Raw genomic sequence first — 14,295 nt, forward strand, 5'->3', positions numbered from 1 at the left:
TCGAGAGCTAGCTCGCGGCGCGCCGCGACAGATTGGCCCGTATCCTGTCCACGAGCAGGGCAAGCTGGTCGCGCTCGGCATCGGTCAGACCGTCGGTCGCTTCCAGGCTGACGGCTGCAGTGATCGACCGTATCGACTGGACGAGCTCGCGCCCGCGCGGTGTCAGGTAGAGCCGCAGCGCTCGGCGATCGGCGGGGTCCGCCTGGCGCTGGAGTGCGCGCGAGGCTTCGAGGCGATCCACCATTCTCGAAAGCGTGATCGGCTCGACCTCGATAAGCTCGGCGAGTTCGCCCTGTCTGATCCCCTCGTTCCGCCCGAGATAAGCCATCAGCCTGTATTGCAGGGCGGTCACGCCGGTCTCCCGGGTGCGTGCATTGAAGGCACGGCGGAACAGCCGCGCCGCATCGCCGAGCAGGTAGCCGATGGCGGCCTGTGGGTCCTCGCCGCTCATGTCCCGCCGAATTCGGGCGGCCGCCGGTCGCGGACGGCAGCGAGGCCTTCGCGAAAGTCGGCGCTGGTCAGGAGCAGCGCCTGTTGCGGCAGATTTGCCGACCATTCGGCGTCCATGCTGGTTTCTCCGCCCCGCCGGAGCGCGGTCTTGATCGCACTATAGGCCAGCGGCGCGGCCCGTGCGAGCTCGTCGGCGAGTTCGAGGCCGCGACTCCGCAAGGCGTCGGGGGCGACGAGTTCGGTCGCGAGACCGATCGCGAGCGCTTCCTCAGCCTTAACGGCCCGGCCGCGCAGGCACATGTCCGCCGCACGGGTCATGCCGATCAGCCGCGGCAGGAGATAGGTTCCGCCAAGCGGCGGCATGATCCCGAGCTTGACCCAACTTTCCTGGAAGAAGGCGCCGTCGGCGACGATCCGGAAGTCGCAGGCGAGCGCGAGTTCGCAGCCCACGGTCACCGCGGCTCCTTGGACGAGCGCGATCGTCGGCTTCGGGCAATGATAGAGGCGGCGAGCGGCCCCCTGGAAATGCGTATAAACCTGATGACGGATCGCGGCGGTATCCATGCGCGTCAGGTCATCAAGGAAGGCAAAGTCGGCACCCGCCGAGAAATGCTTGCCGTCGGCGGCGAGAATGATCGCGCGGATGGTTTCGTCGGCGGTCAGTTCGTCGACCGCCTCGCAAATCTCCCGCAGCGTCTGCGGACGTGAGCTATTGTTGGCTTCGGCGCGCGCCATGATGACGAGCCCGACCGCCCCGCTCCGCTCGATCCGGATATCGTCCATGCTCTTTCCTCTCCACTTGCACATCATTTTGCATCTGCCATAATGCTATATACAATTTATACAATGAAGATCGATATGGGAGCGGGTGATGCAGGATTTCGGCGACGGCGGCGCGTTCGTTCTCGGCGGAAGCGGCGGGCTGGGGCGGGCCATTTGCGAAGCGTTTGCGCGGGCCGGCGTTCCGGTCGCCTTGACCTACCATAGCGACCGCGATGCAGGTGAGGCCACCGTCGCCGCGCTGGAGACCCTAGGCGTGGAGGCGCATCTCTTTCAGGTCGACTCGAGCGACCGCGCAGGCGTCGCTGCTGCGCTGTCGAATGCGGCCGGCGTGCTGGGCGGGCTCCACAGCGTGGTTTACGCCGGCGGCGCGGGCTTCACGCCCGAATTTTTGAGCCGGACCGAGGAAGCGGTCTGGCAGAATTGGTTCAAATATGACCTCATGGGCGCGATCAATCTCGCGCAGGCCGCTATTCCGCATCTCCGCGAGACACGCGGAGCCTTTACCGCCCTCAGTACCTATCAGGGCAAGATGATCGAGGTTCGGGGCAGCCCGTCGGCGATCTCCAAGGCGGCGGTCGACCGCATGGTGGCCGCGGTCGCCAAGGAAGAGGGGCGCCACGGAGTGCGCGCCAACAGCCTCCAGTGCGGCTGGATCGGGGTCGACGGTGTCGAACGCCTTTTCGCGATGATGCCGCATCTTCGCGAGGAGAAGAAGAAGACCATCCCGATCGGCAGGGTGGGCCTCCCCGACGAAGTCGGCGAAACAGTCGTGTTTCTTTCCTCGCGCCGGGCGGGTTTCATTACAGGGGTTAACCTGACAGCCGACGGCGGGGAATCGCTGTGACCCCCGCCGCGGCTGGCGCCCTCGACGTCGCCGACATCCTTGCGATCAACAATTTGATCAACCTCTACGGCCATGTCGTCGACGAGCGCCAATGGTCGCGCATGGAAGAGCTGTTCACCGGCGACATCGTCTTCGACATGACGAGTTTCGGGCCCGACATCCTCTACGGTCTCGAGGCGCTCCGGACCTGCTTTCGCGAGCTCGACCGGCACCCCCTCGCGCATCACGCGACGAACATCCTGATCGAGCCCAGCCCCGAGGGGGTCCGCGTCCTTTCGAAGGGTATCAGTCTTCGCAACGGAGAAATGGGCAGCACTGTCTATCGGGATCTGCTCCGCAAGACTGATGACGGCTGGCGCATCGCGCACCGGACCGCCGTGAAGCGCCGGTATGAAACCATCGCCGAGCCGAGTTGACCGTGACCAGGAAAGCCTCGCCATGACCCATGACTCCATCCTGCTTGTCTTGAGCAATGCGAACGTCGGCTCCGAACGCGCCTATAGCGACTGGTACCGCGAACGGCATCTTGCCGACATGGTACAGCTCGATGGCGTCGCGGGCGGCGCGGTCCATGAACGTGCTGGCGATGGTCGCGACAGCGGCGAGGCCGGGCGCTGGCGCTTCGCGGCGCTCTATGAGCTCAGACAGCCTGTTGGCGACGTCCTCGCTGACGTCTTCGACCGGGCGGGCAGTGCCGCGATGGCGTTGACAGACACGATCGATGCGTCCGGGGTCCTGATGCTGAGTGCGGAGGCGATCGGCGCGAGGCGGCTCGCCTCCTCCGACGCGGACCAGGGCGATGCGCTGCGCTACATCGTGCTTACCAATGCTGTCGCGGGCGAAGATGACGCTTTAAACAGCTGGTATGACGGCCGGCACCTCGACGATGTTCTCGCCATTCCCGGTTTCGTCGCGGCGCAGCGCTTTCGCATCGCGCCCGAGACCGCAGGCAAGCAAAGTCCGTGGCGCTACCTCGCGATCTACGAGCTCGCGCCGGAAGCGGCGGCGGCGGCGCTCGCCGAACTGACCGCGCGCGCCGGGGGCGATGCGATGCCGCTTTCGCCGGCACTCGACCGGGACAGCGTGCTTGCCGAGCTCTTCGTTCCCTTGCGCGAGCTTCCGGCCTGAAGGAGATGGCGATGACGAAGGCCTATGATTTTCTGATCGTCGGCAGCGGGGCCGGTGCGCTCGTCGCGGCCGTGACGGCGAAGGTTGCGGGCCTCGAGCCACTGGTGATCGAAAAGACCGATCTCGTCGGCGGATCGACCGCACTCTCGGGCGGCATTCTGTGGCTGCCGAACAATCCGTTGATGGCGCGCGAGAGCGTGACCGACACGCGCGAGGCGTCGCTCACCTATCTCGCCAATTTCACCAGCGACACAGATCTGGTCTCGACGCCGACGCGCCGCGCTGGCTTCGTCGATGCTATCCCAGCGATGATCGCCGCGATGGAGGAGCAGGGGATGCGCTATCGCCGGTGCCCCGGCTACTGCGATTATTACGACGATCTCCCGGGAGGCCATGCGCAGGGCCGTTCGATCCAGGCCGAGCTCTTCGACCTCAACCGGCTCGGGTCCTGGAAGGGGCGCTTCCGGCGTTCGCCGACCGCGATGCCGCTGCGCACTTCCGAGGCGCGCCGCCTGCTCCTCATGAAGCGGACGGCTGCGGGCGCGCTGATGGCGATGCGGCTCGGGTCGCGGATCGCTGTGCAAAGATTTACCGGCAAGGATGTGGTCGGCAGCGGCGGGTCGCTGCAGGGGCGGATGCTCGAGATCGTCCTGCGGCTCGGGATCGACGTCTGGACCGGAACGGCGCTTGCGAGCCTCGATATCGAAAATGGCCGGGTCGTCGGCGCGCATCTTCGCCGGGGCAACGAGATCGTTACGGTGCGCGCGCCGCGCGGCGTGCTGATCGCCGCGGGCGGCTTTGCGCGTAACCTCGCGATGCGCGAGAAATTTCAGCCGCACCCCGCGTCCGACAGCTGGACCAAGGCCAACCCCGGCGACACGGGCGAGGTGATCGCGATGATGGAGGCTGCGGGCGCTGCGCTCGGAACCATGGATCAGGCCTGGTGGATCCAGACGCTGATACCCCCCGGTCAGAACCCACACCATGCCGTGCCCGAGACGGGCAAGCCGCTCAGCATCATGGTCGATGCATCGGGAAGCCGCTTCGTCAATGAATCGGCTTCCTACATGGAAATCGGCAATGCCATGTACGCGCGGAACGAAACGGTGTCCGCAATCCCCGCCTGGCACATCATGGATGCCCGCTACCGCCGCCGCTATTTCTACGGGGTCAACCCGCCCGGAGCGGTGAAGCCCGAATGGATCGAGAGCGGGTGGATGAAGCGCGCGGACACGATCGGGGATCTCGCCCGCCAGTGCGGCATCGACCCCGCGGGGCTCGAGGCGACGGTCGCGCGCTTCAACATGTTCTGCCGTGAAGGTCGCGACCCCGATTTCGCACGCGGCGCCAATGTCTACAACCGCTACTATGGCGATCCGACCGTGAAACCCAATCCTTGCCTCGGACCGATCGAACAGGGTCCCTTCCTCGCAGCGCCCCTGATGCCTGGCGATGCCGGAACCTGCGGCGGCGCGTGCATCGACGAAAATGGCCGTGTCGTTCGCCCCGACAAGTCGGTGATCGACGGGCTCTATGCGACCGGCAACAGCACGGCCTCGCTCTCTGGCCCCTATTACGCCGGGGCGGGACTGAGTATCGGCGCGTCGAGCGTGTTCGGCTATCTTGCCGCCCGCCACGCGCAGACGAATTGAGAGCCGCGATAACAGATCTCTCGCCCGCCGCCTTGTTCGGCATCGATGGAAAGGTCGCGCTCGTCACCGGAGGAACCTCGGGAATTGGCCGCATGATCGCCGAAGGACTCGTGGCAGCCGGCGCACGGGTCTATGTCACGGCGCGAACGCCCGCCGATGTCGAGGAGACCGCGGCGGCGCTCGGCTGTCACGGGATCGTCGCCGATCTCGGTAATAGCGAAGGCATTGCGGCGGTGGCGACCGCCCTGTCCGGCGAAAGCAGGCTGGATATCCTCGTAAACAATGCCGGGACTGTGTGGCTTGCCCCGATCGAGCAATTTCCCCGCGAAGGCTTCGCACATGTCCTCGATCTCAACGTCTCGGCGCCCTTCATGCTTGTGCAGGCCCTGTTGCCGCTGCTGCGGGCGTCGGCGCGTCCGGACGATCCGGCGCGCGTGATCAATATCGCCTCGATAGGCGCCTTTCGCGCCGGTGGCTGGGACAATTTCTCCAACAGCCCGAGCAAGGCGGCGCTGATCTCGCTGACCCAGCATCTTGGAGCGCGTCTTGCGGGCGAGAATATCAGTGTAAATGCGATCGCGCCGGGCCTCTTTCCCTCGCGTCTGACGGACGCGACCGTGCCGCTCGACGACCCCGCGGTTTGCGCCGCCGTCGCTTCCCCGCTCGGCAATCGGGTCGGCACCGCCGAGGATATTGCGGGCGCGGTCATCTATCTCGCCTCGCGGGCCGGCGCATGGCTCACCGGCATCACGTTGCCGGTCAGCGGCGGCCGGGCAACGATCGACTGACTATGCCCCAAATGGTCGGGCGGACGCTTGCGCTGCCGCTTCGGCGGCCTCGGTTGCTTCGACCGCGCGGCGCATCGGCGCAAGTCCAAGGAGAAAGAGGAGGACGATGATGGGCGTGGCGCCGAGGAAAGTCAGCGTCAGCGCCGTTCCGATCGCGCTCCCGTCCGCGGCGATATGCGTCGAGATCCAGGCAACCAGCGTCGGCCCTGCACCGAAGCCGAGCAGATTGTAGCTGAACAGGAAGATGCCGGTTGCGATGCCGCGCCGGTTCGCCGGCGTCGCAAGTGCGAGGCCCGAGGCGGCGACGGCAATGAAGGGGCCTGCGACGCTGAGGATCGAGAGGCCGACGAGCGCCACCGGCAGAACGCCCGATGAGAAGGCGGCTACGGCCGCCACGGCCATCACCGGCATCGCGAAAAGATAGAGGCGCATATGCGCGTCGCGGTAGCCCCTGGACTGGAGATAGTCGGCGAGGAAGCCGCCGCCGAGCATTCCGGCGATGCCGCCGGCCATATGGATGGCCCCGAGTACCGCGCCGACGTGCGCGATGTTCCAGCCGAAGGCCCGTTGCATATAGGCAGGCTGCCATGCGGCATTACCCGCCATCACGAGGCACATGAGACTGAAGCCCGCGATGTGGAAGATGTAGAAGCGGCGATGCTTTGCGAGATGGGCCGACGCCGTGCCCGTCTCGTCGCCGCGCGGCCCTGCCGCAACCTTGCGCGCCGGCTCGGGAACCAGGAAGATCAGGAAGGATGCGGGCACGCCGATCGCGCCGATGGTGAGAAAGACCATTTGCCAGGGCGCGACCGGCCCGAGCAGTGGCAAGATGATTCCGCCAAGGTCGCTGGCCTCCTTGACCAGATAGCCGCCTACCGTCAGCGCGAGTGCGCCGCCGGCGATCGCGCCGAGCGAGAATACCGAGATCGCGCGGCTCAGCTTTTCGCGCGACACCGCATCGCCGATCATCGAATAGGCTGCGGGAAGCAGCGCCGCTTCCCCGGCGCCGACGCCGAAGCGGGCGAGGAGCAGCTGGTCATAGCTTTGTGCAAGGCCGCTTGCCGCGCTGAACAAGGACCAGATGAGAATGCCGAGGAAGATGATCGGCCGGCGCGGAAAGCGATCGACAAGGAACCCGATCGGGAGCCCGCAGAGCGTGTAAAATATGACGAAAGCAGCCCCCTGGAGAAAGCTGACCTCGACGTCGCTGACGCCGAGATCGGCCTTGAGGGGCTCGACGAGCAGGTTGATGATCTGCCGGTCGAGATAGGCGAGCGCGTAACTCAGAAGCAGCACGGCGACGAGCGCGGCGGCACTCCCCCGACGCGTCGTGGCGATGCCGGCGCGCTCCCCCACCATCAGAAGCTCAGCTTTGCCGACACGCCGAAGCTGCGCGGTCGCGCATAGGCGACCGAGTCACCCGCGGCGGACTCGGGCTGATAGAGCGCATAGAGCTCGTTCGCGAGATTACGGCCCCAGAGCGAGAGGCGGAACTGGTCGCCCGGGAAGACATAGGCGATCTCGCTGTTGAGCAGCACATAGGCGCCCTCCTTGAGGCGATTGCCCGGATCCCAGAAGAACCGTCCCGAATAATAGGCCGAACCGCTGAGTTCGACGGCGTCGCCGCGCGCGAGTTCGACGCGGTAGTCGGCCGCGAGCGACGCGGTGAACTCCGGGGTGCGAATGAGCTCATTGCCGGTCGCGCCGTCGCTGTTGATCTCGCCGGTACACGGGTTGAGCGCGCCGAGCGGAATCGTCGCATTGCCGTAGGTCGGCGCACCGCGCGGGCAGAAGATCGTCGCCGTCGGGAAATTCTTGTAGCGACTATGGGTGTAGGCCGCGCTCGCGCGGACGTTGAAATCGGGGAACAACTCGGTCGAGACCTCGATTTCACCGCCATAGATTTCGGCGGCCGCGGCATTGAAGACCTGGGTCAATCCGCCCGCGTTCGGGTTGAATGCCTGGAACTGGATGTTGCTATAATCATAGTGGAAGCCTGCAATGCTGAAGCTGGTCCGCCCGCGGCCATATTTATAGCCGGCTTCGAAGGCGCTGACCTTCTCGGGCTCGACCGCGTTCACGACGAGCGCGCCGCTTGCCAGAATGCCGTCGAACAGCCCGCTCTTGAAGCCGCGGCTCCAGGTCGCATAGATGTTCGACGAGGGCGTCAGCGCATAGCGGAGCCCAAGCCGCGGCGTCAGATTCTTGAACGTCTTGTTGCGTTCGATGGCGAGCGCACCGCGCGTGATCTCATAGTCCTTGCGCTCGTAATTATAGCGAAGCCCGCCGATCAGCGTGAGATTGCCAAGTCCGATATTGACCTCGCCGAAGGGTGCGACCGCTTCGGTCTTGAGGCGCGTCGCGTTGAAGATCGGGCCCTGGTTCACGATCGTCGCGCCGATCGCATCATCATTATAATAAAAGACCCCGAGGAACCATTTGAAGCTGTCGCTGCCATTGGAAACGAGGTTCAGTTCCTGTGCGTAGGTTTCTTGGGTGCCGGGCAGATCGGCACGCCCGATCGCCAGATTCGTGCGATCCGTGTCGGTGACGAGATAGGTCTTGGTCTTCTGGTAGCTCGAGATCGAGGAGAGGGTCGCAAAACCGAGATCGAACTCGCCGGTCAGGCTCGCCTGGTCCGAGTTGACGTTGATCACCGGATCGAAGGTCAGCGACACTTCGCGCGGACCGCCCGCCTTGACCGAGCCCGGCAGATTGACAGACGTGCTGTTGCTATTGAGCACGCCGAGCGCGAAGGCCGCGCCGCTGCGCCGCTCGGCATGCCCGCCGGACAGGGTGAGCTTTACGGAATCGCTCGGTTCGAACAGCAGTTTGCCGCGCAGCGAGAGTGCGTTGAGATCCGAGACTCGATTGCCGGTGGCGATGTTGCGCGTATAGCCCTCATCGTCCGAGTAGAGGAACGCCATGCTGACCGCGAGCGTGTCGGTAATCCCGGTGCTGCCATAGGCCGTGAGCCGCACGTCGTCGAAACGGCCATAGCTTGCCGAGAGCGTGGCAGTCGGCGTGAAGCTCGGGGCACGGGTCGTGATGCGGATTGCGCCGCCGGTCGCGTTTCGTCCGAACAAGGTTCCCTGCGGACCCTTCAGCACTTCGATCTGTTCGAGGTCGACGAGATCGGAGAAGTTACCGATCTGGCTCGGCTGATAGACGCCGTCGACATAGATCGCCACATTGGCATCGCTGCCTGCCGACGAAACCGTCGTGCCGATGCCGCGTACCGTCGGCTGAGCAAACGCGCCATTGGTCGCGAAGTTGAGGCCGGGCACCGCGCTCGAAAGATCTTCGCTCGTCCGGATGCCAGCCGCCTCGAGGGCGTCGCCGTTCAATGCGGTGATAGAAATCGGGACGTCGGTGAGGCGTTCGGCTCGACGCTGCGCGGTCACGATGATATCGTCGGCACCATCGTCAGCCGCTGCCGAATCGCCCGTCGAGGTGCCGTCGGTCGTCTGGGCTGCGGCCGGAACGGCCAGAAGGCATATGGCGGGCAGGGCCCATCCCAGTTTCTTCATGTTACTCTCCCTGTTGATCTGGTTGGCGCCTGTCTGACGCAGGTCGGCCGTAGCGTCAACTATCCTGTATATAATTTATCTAGTATATAGAAATATGCACGGCTAGCGTGCGGCCGTGAATCGGCGGCGCCGACCGCTCGACGGAAAATGATCGGGAGAGTTTACATGGCCCTGGATATTGTCCGCATTGGAGGCGCATGCGCCTTCTATGGCGATTCGAGCGTCGCCCCCCGCCAGCTGATCGATGCCGGGGTGGACTATCTGATCCTCGACTATCTTGCCGAAGCGACGATGTCGCAGCTCGGCGCCATGAAGAAGCATCGTGCGGATCTGGGCTATGCCGCCGACTTCACCGAGTGGGTCTGGAAGGATAATCTCGCGGCGCTCCGCGAGACCGGCACCAGGATCGTCACCAATGCCGGCGGCGTCAATCCGCGCGCCTGCGTCGAACGGATGCAGGCACTGGCGCAGGAGGCGGGCCTCGACTTCAGGATCGCCTTCGTCGAGGGCGACGATCTGAGCGGGCGGGTCGATGACATCGCGCACAGCCGGGAAATGTTCACCGACGGGCCCTTCCCGCCGCTCGACAGGATCAGCACGGCGAACGCCTATCTCGGAGCCTCGCCCATAGCGCGAGCGCTTGCGCTCGGGGCGGACGTCGTCATCACCGGGCGGTGCGTCGATTCGGCGCTGACCCTCGGCATCCTGATGCACGAGTTCGAGTGGAGCGCCTCCGACTATGACAAGCTCGCGCAAGGTTCGCTGGCGGGCCATGTGATCGAATGTGGCGCGCAAGGCTCGGGCGGGCTGTTCACCGACTGGGAATTGGTCCCCGACTGGGCCAATATCGGCTACCCAATAGTCGAATGCGCGGCGGATGGCAGCTTTGTCGTCACCAAGCCCGACAACAGCGGCGGGTTGGTGAGCGAGGCCGTCGTGGCCGAGCAGATCCTCTATGAAGTCGGCGATCCGCAGGCCTATATGCTGCCCGATGTCGTCTGCGACTTCGCCGACGTCAAGGTCGAGGCGGTCGGCGACCAGCGGGTACGCGTAACGGGGGCCAAGGGCTATCCGCCAACAGGCAACTACAAGGTCTGCGTGACCTGGGCGGACGGGTGGCGCAGCCTCGGTTTCATGCCTGTCGTCGGCCGCGATGCCGCCCGGAAAGCGCAGCGCCAGGCGGAAGCGGTGCTCGAGCGCGTCGAAACCATGCTGCGCGAGCGCAATATGGGCCCCTTCCGGGCATCGCGCATCGAGTTGCTTGGCACCGAGTCCAGCTACGGGGCGCATGCGCGGGCGCTCTCGACCCGGGAAGTCGTCTACAAGCTCGCGGTCGAGCATGACGATCGCGCCGCGTTCAAACCCTTTCTTCGCGAGTTCGATAGCCCGACCACCTCGATGTCGGCTGGAACCACCGGCTGGTTCGGCGGACGCGCCGAAGTGAAGCCCGTCATGCGTGTCTTTTCTACCGTCATTTCGCGCGGCGCGGTGGCCGTCTCGATCCAATGCGGCACGGCGCAGGAGAGCTGGGTCGCCGAGAATCCGGAATCCCTCTTTACGCCGTCCGCGATCGTCCGGCCCGCTGCTCCGCCCGCGCCGGCCGAGCCGTCCGGCGCGATCACCGAAGTGCCGCTTGTCGAACTCGCCTGGGCGCGCAGCGGCGACAAGGGCGATGCCTTCAACATCGGCGTCATCGCGCGCGAGGAGGCTTATCTTCCGTGGATCGGCGCGGCCCTGACGCCCGCCGCGATGCTCGACTGGTTCGACCACGAGTTCGAGGGCGCGGCCAATCCCGCGGTGAAGAGATACGAGGTCCCCGGGCTCAATGCGATCAATCTCCATTTTCTCGACGCGCTCGGCGGCGGCCAGTTCGCAAGCCTCCGTCTCGATCCGCTCGCCAAGGGCAAGGCGCAGCAGCTGCTCGACATGCCCGTCCGAATTCCGGAATCCCTTTTGCCTGCCGGTCGCTGATGTGGAGCGCTGTGCAGCGGAGATATGCTGATGACCGATAAACCATTGATTGCCGAGCGCGACGGGGCCGTCGCGATCCTGCGCCTGAACCGCCCGGCCGGGGGCAACACGATCGACCTGGCGCTTGCGCGGGCTCTCGAACAGGAGGTCCTCGTCCTTGCAGACGACGCCTCGGTCCGCGCCATCCTCCTGACCGGAGAAGGCAGGCTCTTCTGCGGCGGCGGCGATATCGCCGCCTTCGCATCCGCCGGCGAGGACGCGCCGGCCTTTCTCTTCGAGCTTGCCGATACGTTGCACCGGTCGGTGGACCTGCTTGCCGGGATGCAAAAGCCCCTCGTCGTTGCGGTCAACGGCCCGGCGGCTGGCGCGGGTTTCAGCCTCGCCATTGCAGGAGACATTGTATTGGCGGCGCCCTCGGCGCATTTCACGGCGGCGTATGCCGGGGTCGGGCTGACCCCCGACGGAGGAATGAGCTGGCTCCTTCCACGGCTCGTCGGATTGCGCCGCGCGCAGGATATCATCCTGAACAATCGGCGCGTCGACGCCGCTGAGGCGGTCGCGATCGGTCTCGTGAGCCGTATCGCGGACGAGGGGAAGCTGATGGAGGAGGCGCTGGCGACGGCCGCGCACCTCGCCGAAGGTCCAGTCGCCGCGATCGGCGGCGCACGCACCTTGCTCGCCGCGAGCGCCACGCGCAGCCTCAAGGAGCAGCTGGATGCGGAGGCACGGCGTATCTCCGAGGCAGCAGGCGGCGCCGAGGCGCAAGAGGGAATTGCTGCCTTTCTCGCGCGCCGCAAACCTCGCTTCATCGAGGGGCGAGATCATTGACTTGGGCTTCGCGCGTGGATCGCCAGAGCGACGGCGCAGCGCGTCCGCTTTCTCCCCTTCAACAAGCCCATCCCTTCTAGACAGGAACCGACCATGGCCAAACTGATCATCGTGACCCGTGACGGGACCGAACATGAAATCACCGGCGACACCAGCCTGACGGTGATGGAGAATATCCGCGACGCCGGGTTCGACGAACTGCTCGCACTGTGCGGGGGCTGTTGCAGCTGCGCGACCTGCCATGTCCATGTGGAGGCCGGCGATGTCGATGCGCTGCCCGCAATGACCGAGGATGAGAATGATCTCCTCGATTCGTCCGATCATCGGGGTCCGACCTCGCGTCTGTCGTGCCAGCTCCCCTTCACCGACGCCCTCGACGGGCTGCGTGTGCGGCTGGCAGACGCGGACTGACGCGCGCTCCCACGGCAATGAACGTGCGGCCGCACAGCGCCACGGCCGCGACGATGCCAACACCGATTCAATGTGAAATTGCTCTCAATCTGAGCATTTCTCCATCGTGACTCACTCCCAACTTCGCGCTATTTTGCGTGCGCCGGCTGACACCCTGTCGTGAGAAGCGGGGGCCGAATGGCGACGTCTTGAGCTTAGGTCAAAGCGTCAGCCGGTACGTGGCTAGCATGATGACAGATTAGATTGTCGACGCTCGGGATCGACCCTGCGAGTCGTTGGCTTCTCGCAATCATCGGCGGTCTTGGCGTGCGCCTGTCGGTTTTTAACGGTGAATCGTCGTGAGACATGGGGGTCGATCTGTCCGCGATCCGATACATCCGCCCACGGATGCAGTTAAGGTTGCAATAGGCTTGCCGAATTGCACAGTAATAGCGCACTCGTCTTTATGAGTGCGTGACCGGGTTCTGGCACGAATGTCCAGGCTTTGAGCTAAAGGTGTCAGTGGGCACGCCCGACGTGCGCTTTCTATAGCTCGGTCACTCTTTTGACACGCCTCAGGGGGCGTTCGATAATAATCGGATTATTAAATGGATCGGCTGTTCCTCGCCCCATAACTTGGGATTGCGACTCATTTTGGTCGCAGCTTGAAGAGAGGAAGTGCCATGAACACGCATGACAACAGCGTCATCGACCTCGGCGATGCGCGGACGGAAACCCGCGGCAAGGGCGTGGAAGGTCCGCTGGACATCCAGACGCTGCAGCGGAGCTATGACGCCGGCATCCAGGCCGACGACTGAGCCCGACGGGCGTGCGGCGTCCAATGCGCTGCACGCCACGGCTTTCGTTCAATGCAATCCTATCGCCTTCGCGACGACCTTCGGCACTGTCAGTTCGGTGCACAAACGGTTTGCCTCGACCTTTCGACAAGCCGCTATTTCCTTCTCGAAGGCGCGGCATCGGACCATTTGGCTCGGTTCGTTTCCGGCACGGCGAACGATGAGGCGATCGGCTGCCTGCTAGATCTCGGTCTTATCGAAGCCGGCACCCGCGCGAGCGCGCGGCCGATCGCTGTCACCCCGACGAGAAGCCTCCTTGATCACCGTCAGCCCAAAGCATCGCTGCGGCTGCTTTATTGGTCGATCCGGGAACAGCGCCGCGCCCAAAGCGCGCTCTTCCGCATGTCGCTTGGCGCGTTGCTCGAGCCCACCGGGCTGCCGCGGGCCGACGCTGATAGCTGTCACGCTGTTGCAGCGGCGTTCGCGCGTGCGTCACGTTACCGTGATGCGACCGATCAATGTCTTGTTCGCGGTCTGGCGATGCGCGCGATCCTCGCACGCTACGGCCTTGGTGTAGATCTCGTAATCGGCGTGACGCTGCCCTTTGCCGCGCACTGCTGGATACAGGCCGGTCCCGTTGTGCTGAGCGACGCGCCGCCGCAAATCGCGCCATTGCTCTCGCAGCCGATCGTCGAGCTCTGCCTTTCAATTCCCAGTTGGCACTGGGTGCGCGGCGGACGAGACCGTGCGGTGGCGCGCGCTGCCTTTGCCGGCATTCTGCCTGACCTTCTCCTTGAGCGAACCACAAAGGGGAGTCCGAGCTGCTTCATCCAGCGGATTTACGCTGCGCAGGGTGCTGCAGCGCGCTCGATGCTCATAGGCGGTCGGCTCGTGGAGGCGGGGGTGATTGATTCCCGCTGGCTCGCGCAAAGCTCCGAAGGCGACTGGCAGGATGATGGCCGCCACCTTCGCATCCTGACATTCGCCGCGGCGGAAGCCTGGATTCGCTGGTGGACCGATCCGGAGGACGACGATCACTAGGACTCATTGATCAGAGCCAGAAGATGACGGTCGCGGCGAGTGCCACGGCGGAGAAGAAGGCTTTCGGGCACCGATCGTAGCGTGTTGCGACGC

At 64.8% G+C, this 14,295-nt stretch carries 14 protein-coding genes and 1 pseudogene; 10 read left to right on the forward strand and 5 right to left on the reverse strand.

All coding sequences use genetic code 11. The features are described from left to right. Positions 1 to 7: 7 nt before the first annotated feature. Both HDC35_RS12840 and HDC35_RS12845 read right to left on the reverse strand, forming a co-directional pair. Positions 8 to 451: a MarR family winged helix-turn-helix transcriptional regulator gene (locus HDC35_RS12840; protein ID WP_184647331.1), complete on the reverse strand. Its 444-nt coding sequence runs from the start codon at positions 449 to 451 to the stop codon at positions 8 to 10. Beyond that, a complete protein-coding gene (locus HDC35_RS12845) occupies positions 448 to 1,233 on the reverse strand; it encodes an enoyl-CoA hydratase/isomerase family protein (protein ID WP_184647333.1) in 786 nt (261 codons plus the stop codon). Before HDC35_RS12845 ends, HDC35_RS12840 begins: the two co-directional genes overlap by 4 nt. A gap of 88 nt (positions 1,234 to 1,321) precedes the next feature. Between HDC35_RS12845 and HDC35_RS12850 the strand changes: the two genes are divergently transcribed. The 5 genes from HDC35_RS12850 to HDC35_RS12870 are packed head-to-tail and all read left to right on the forward strand — an operon-like array spanning position 1,322 to position 5,645. Then, the gene (locus HDC35_RS12850; RefSeq protein WP_184647335.1) at positions 1,322 to 2,077 is read left to right on the forward strand and encodes an SDR family NAD(P)-dependent oxidoreductase; all 756 of its coding nucleotides are present in this window, start codon (positions 1,322 to 1,324) and stop codon (positions 2,075 to 2,077) included. Beyond that, positions 2,074 to 2,493, forward strand: a complete 420-nt coding sequence (locus HDC35_RS12855; RefSeq protein WP_184647337.1) for a nuclear transport factor 2 family protein — start codon at positions 2,074 to 2,076, stop codon at positions 2,491 to 2,493. Before HDC35_RS12850 ends, HDC35_RS12855 begins: the two co-directional genes overlap by 4 nt. A gap of 22 nt (positions 2,494 to 2,515) precedes the next feature. Continuing rightward, the gene (locus tag HDC35_RS12860) at positions 2,516 to 3,205 is read left to right on the forward strand and encodes a hypothetical protein (RefSeq protein ID WP_184647339.1); all 690 of its coding nucleotides are present in this window, start codon (positions 2,516 to 2,518) and stop codon (positions 3,203 to 3,205) included. Positions 3,206 to 3,216: 11 nt separating this feature from the next. Beyond that, complete coding sequence (locus tag HDC35_RS12865) at positions 3,217 to 4,857, forward strand: FAD-binding protein (protein ID WP_184647341.1); 1,641 nt, start codon at positions 3,217 to 3,219, stop codon at positions 4,855 to 4,857. Further along, positions 4,854 to 5,645, forward strand: a complete 792-nt coding sequence (locus HDC35_RS12870; RefSeq protein ID WP_260397702.1) for an SDR family oxidoreductase — start codon at positions 4,854 to 4,856, stop codon at positions 5,643 to 5,645. The genes HDC35_RS12865 and HDC35_RS12870 overlap by 4 nt, the downstream gene beginning before the upstream one ends. Here HDC35_RS12870 and HDC35_RS12875 read toward each other — a convergent pair whose 3' ends face one another. Further along, the gene (locus tag HDC35_RS12875) at positions 5,646 to 7,004 is read right to left on the reverse strand and encodes an MFS transporter (protein WP_184647343.1); all 1,359 of its coding nucleotides are present in this window, start codon (positions 7,002 to 7,004) and stop codon (positions 5,646 to 5,648) included. Next, complete coding sequence (locus HDC35_RS12880; RefSeq protein ID WP_184647345.1) at positions 7,004 to 9,175, reverse strand: TonB-dependent receptor; 2,172 nt, start codon at positions 9,173 to 9,175, stop codon at positions 7,004 to 7,006. Before HDC35_RS12880 ends, HDC35_RS12875 begins: the two co-directional genes overlap by 1 nt. 165 nt (positions 9,176 to 9,340) lie before the next feature. Between HDC35_RS12880 and HDC35_RS12885 the strand changes: the two genes are divergently transcribed. The 5 genes from HDC35_RS12885 (at position 9,341) to HDC35_RS12900 (ending at position 14,202) form a co-directional block, all read left to right on the forward strand. Then, positions 9,341 to 11,146, forward strand: coding sequence for an acyclic terpene utilization AtuA family protein (locus HDC35_RS12885; protein ID WP_221438232.1), 1,806 nt, complete (start codon positions 9,341 to 9,343; stop codon positions 11,144 to 11,146). Positions 11,147 to 11,176: 30 nt separating this feature from the next. Beyond that, the gene (locus HDC35_RS12890; RefSeq protein ID WP_184647350.1) at positions 11,177 to 11,974 is read left to right on the forward strand and encodes an enoyl-CoA hydratase/isomerase family protein; all 798 of its coding nucleotides are present in this window, start codon (positions 11,177 to 11,179) and stop codon (positions 11,972 to 11,974) included. 93 nt (positions 11,975 to 12,067) lie between these two features. Further along, complete coding sequence (locus HDC35_RS12895; RefSeq protein WP_184647352.1) at positions 12,068 to 12,385, forward strand: 2Fe-2S iron-sulfur cluster-binding protein; 318 nt, start codon at positions 12,068 to 12,070, stop codon at positions 12,383 to 12,385. A 662-nt stretch (positions 12,386 to 13,047) separates the two neighbouring features. Then, positions 13,048 to 13,182, forward strand: a complete 135-nt coding sequence (locus tag HDC35_RS19680; RefSeq protein WP_260397703.1) for a hypothetical protein — start codon at positions 13,048 to 13,050, stop codon at positions 13,180 to 13,182. Between the two features lie 168 nt (positions 13,183 to 13,350). Continuing rightward, on the forward strand, positions 13,351 to 14,202 hold the full coding sequence (locus HDC35_RS12900; protein ID WP_184647354.1) for a lasso peptide biosynthesis B2 protein: 852 nt from the start codon (positions 13,351 to 13,353) through the stop codon (positions 14,200 to 14,202). Between the two features lie 10 nt (positions 14,203 to 14,212). On the opposite strand, the pseudogene HDC35_RS12905 reads toward HDC35_RS12900, so the two are convergent. After that, a pseudogene (locus HDC35_RS12905) lies at positions 14,213 to 14,295 on the reverse strand (IS5/IS1182 family transposase); the annotation flags it as partial.

Origin of the sequence: Sphingopyxis sp. JAI128 (assembly GCF_014207235.1) — a bacterium.
Lineage (GTDB): Bacteria > Pseudomonadota > Alphaproteobacteria > Sphingomonadales > Sphingomonadaceae > Sphingopyxis.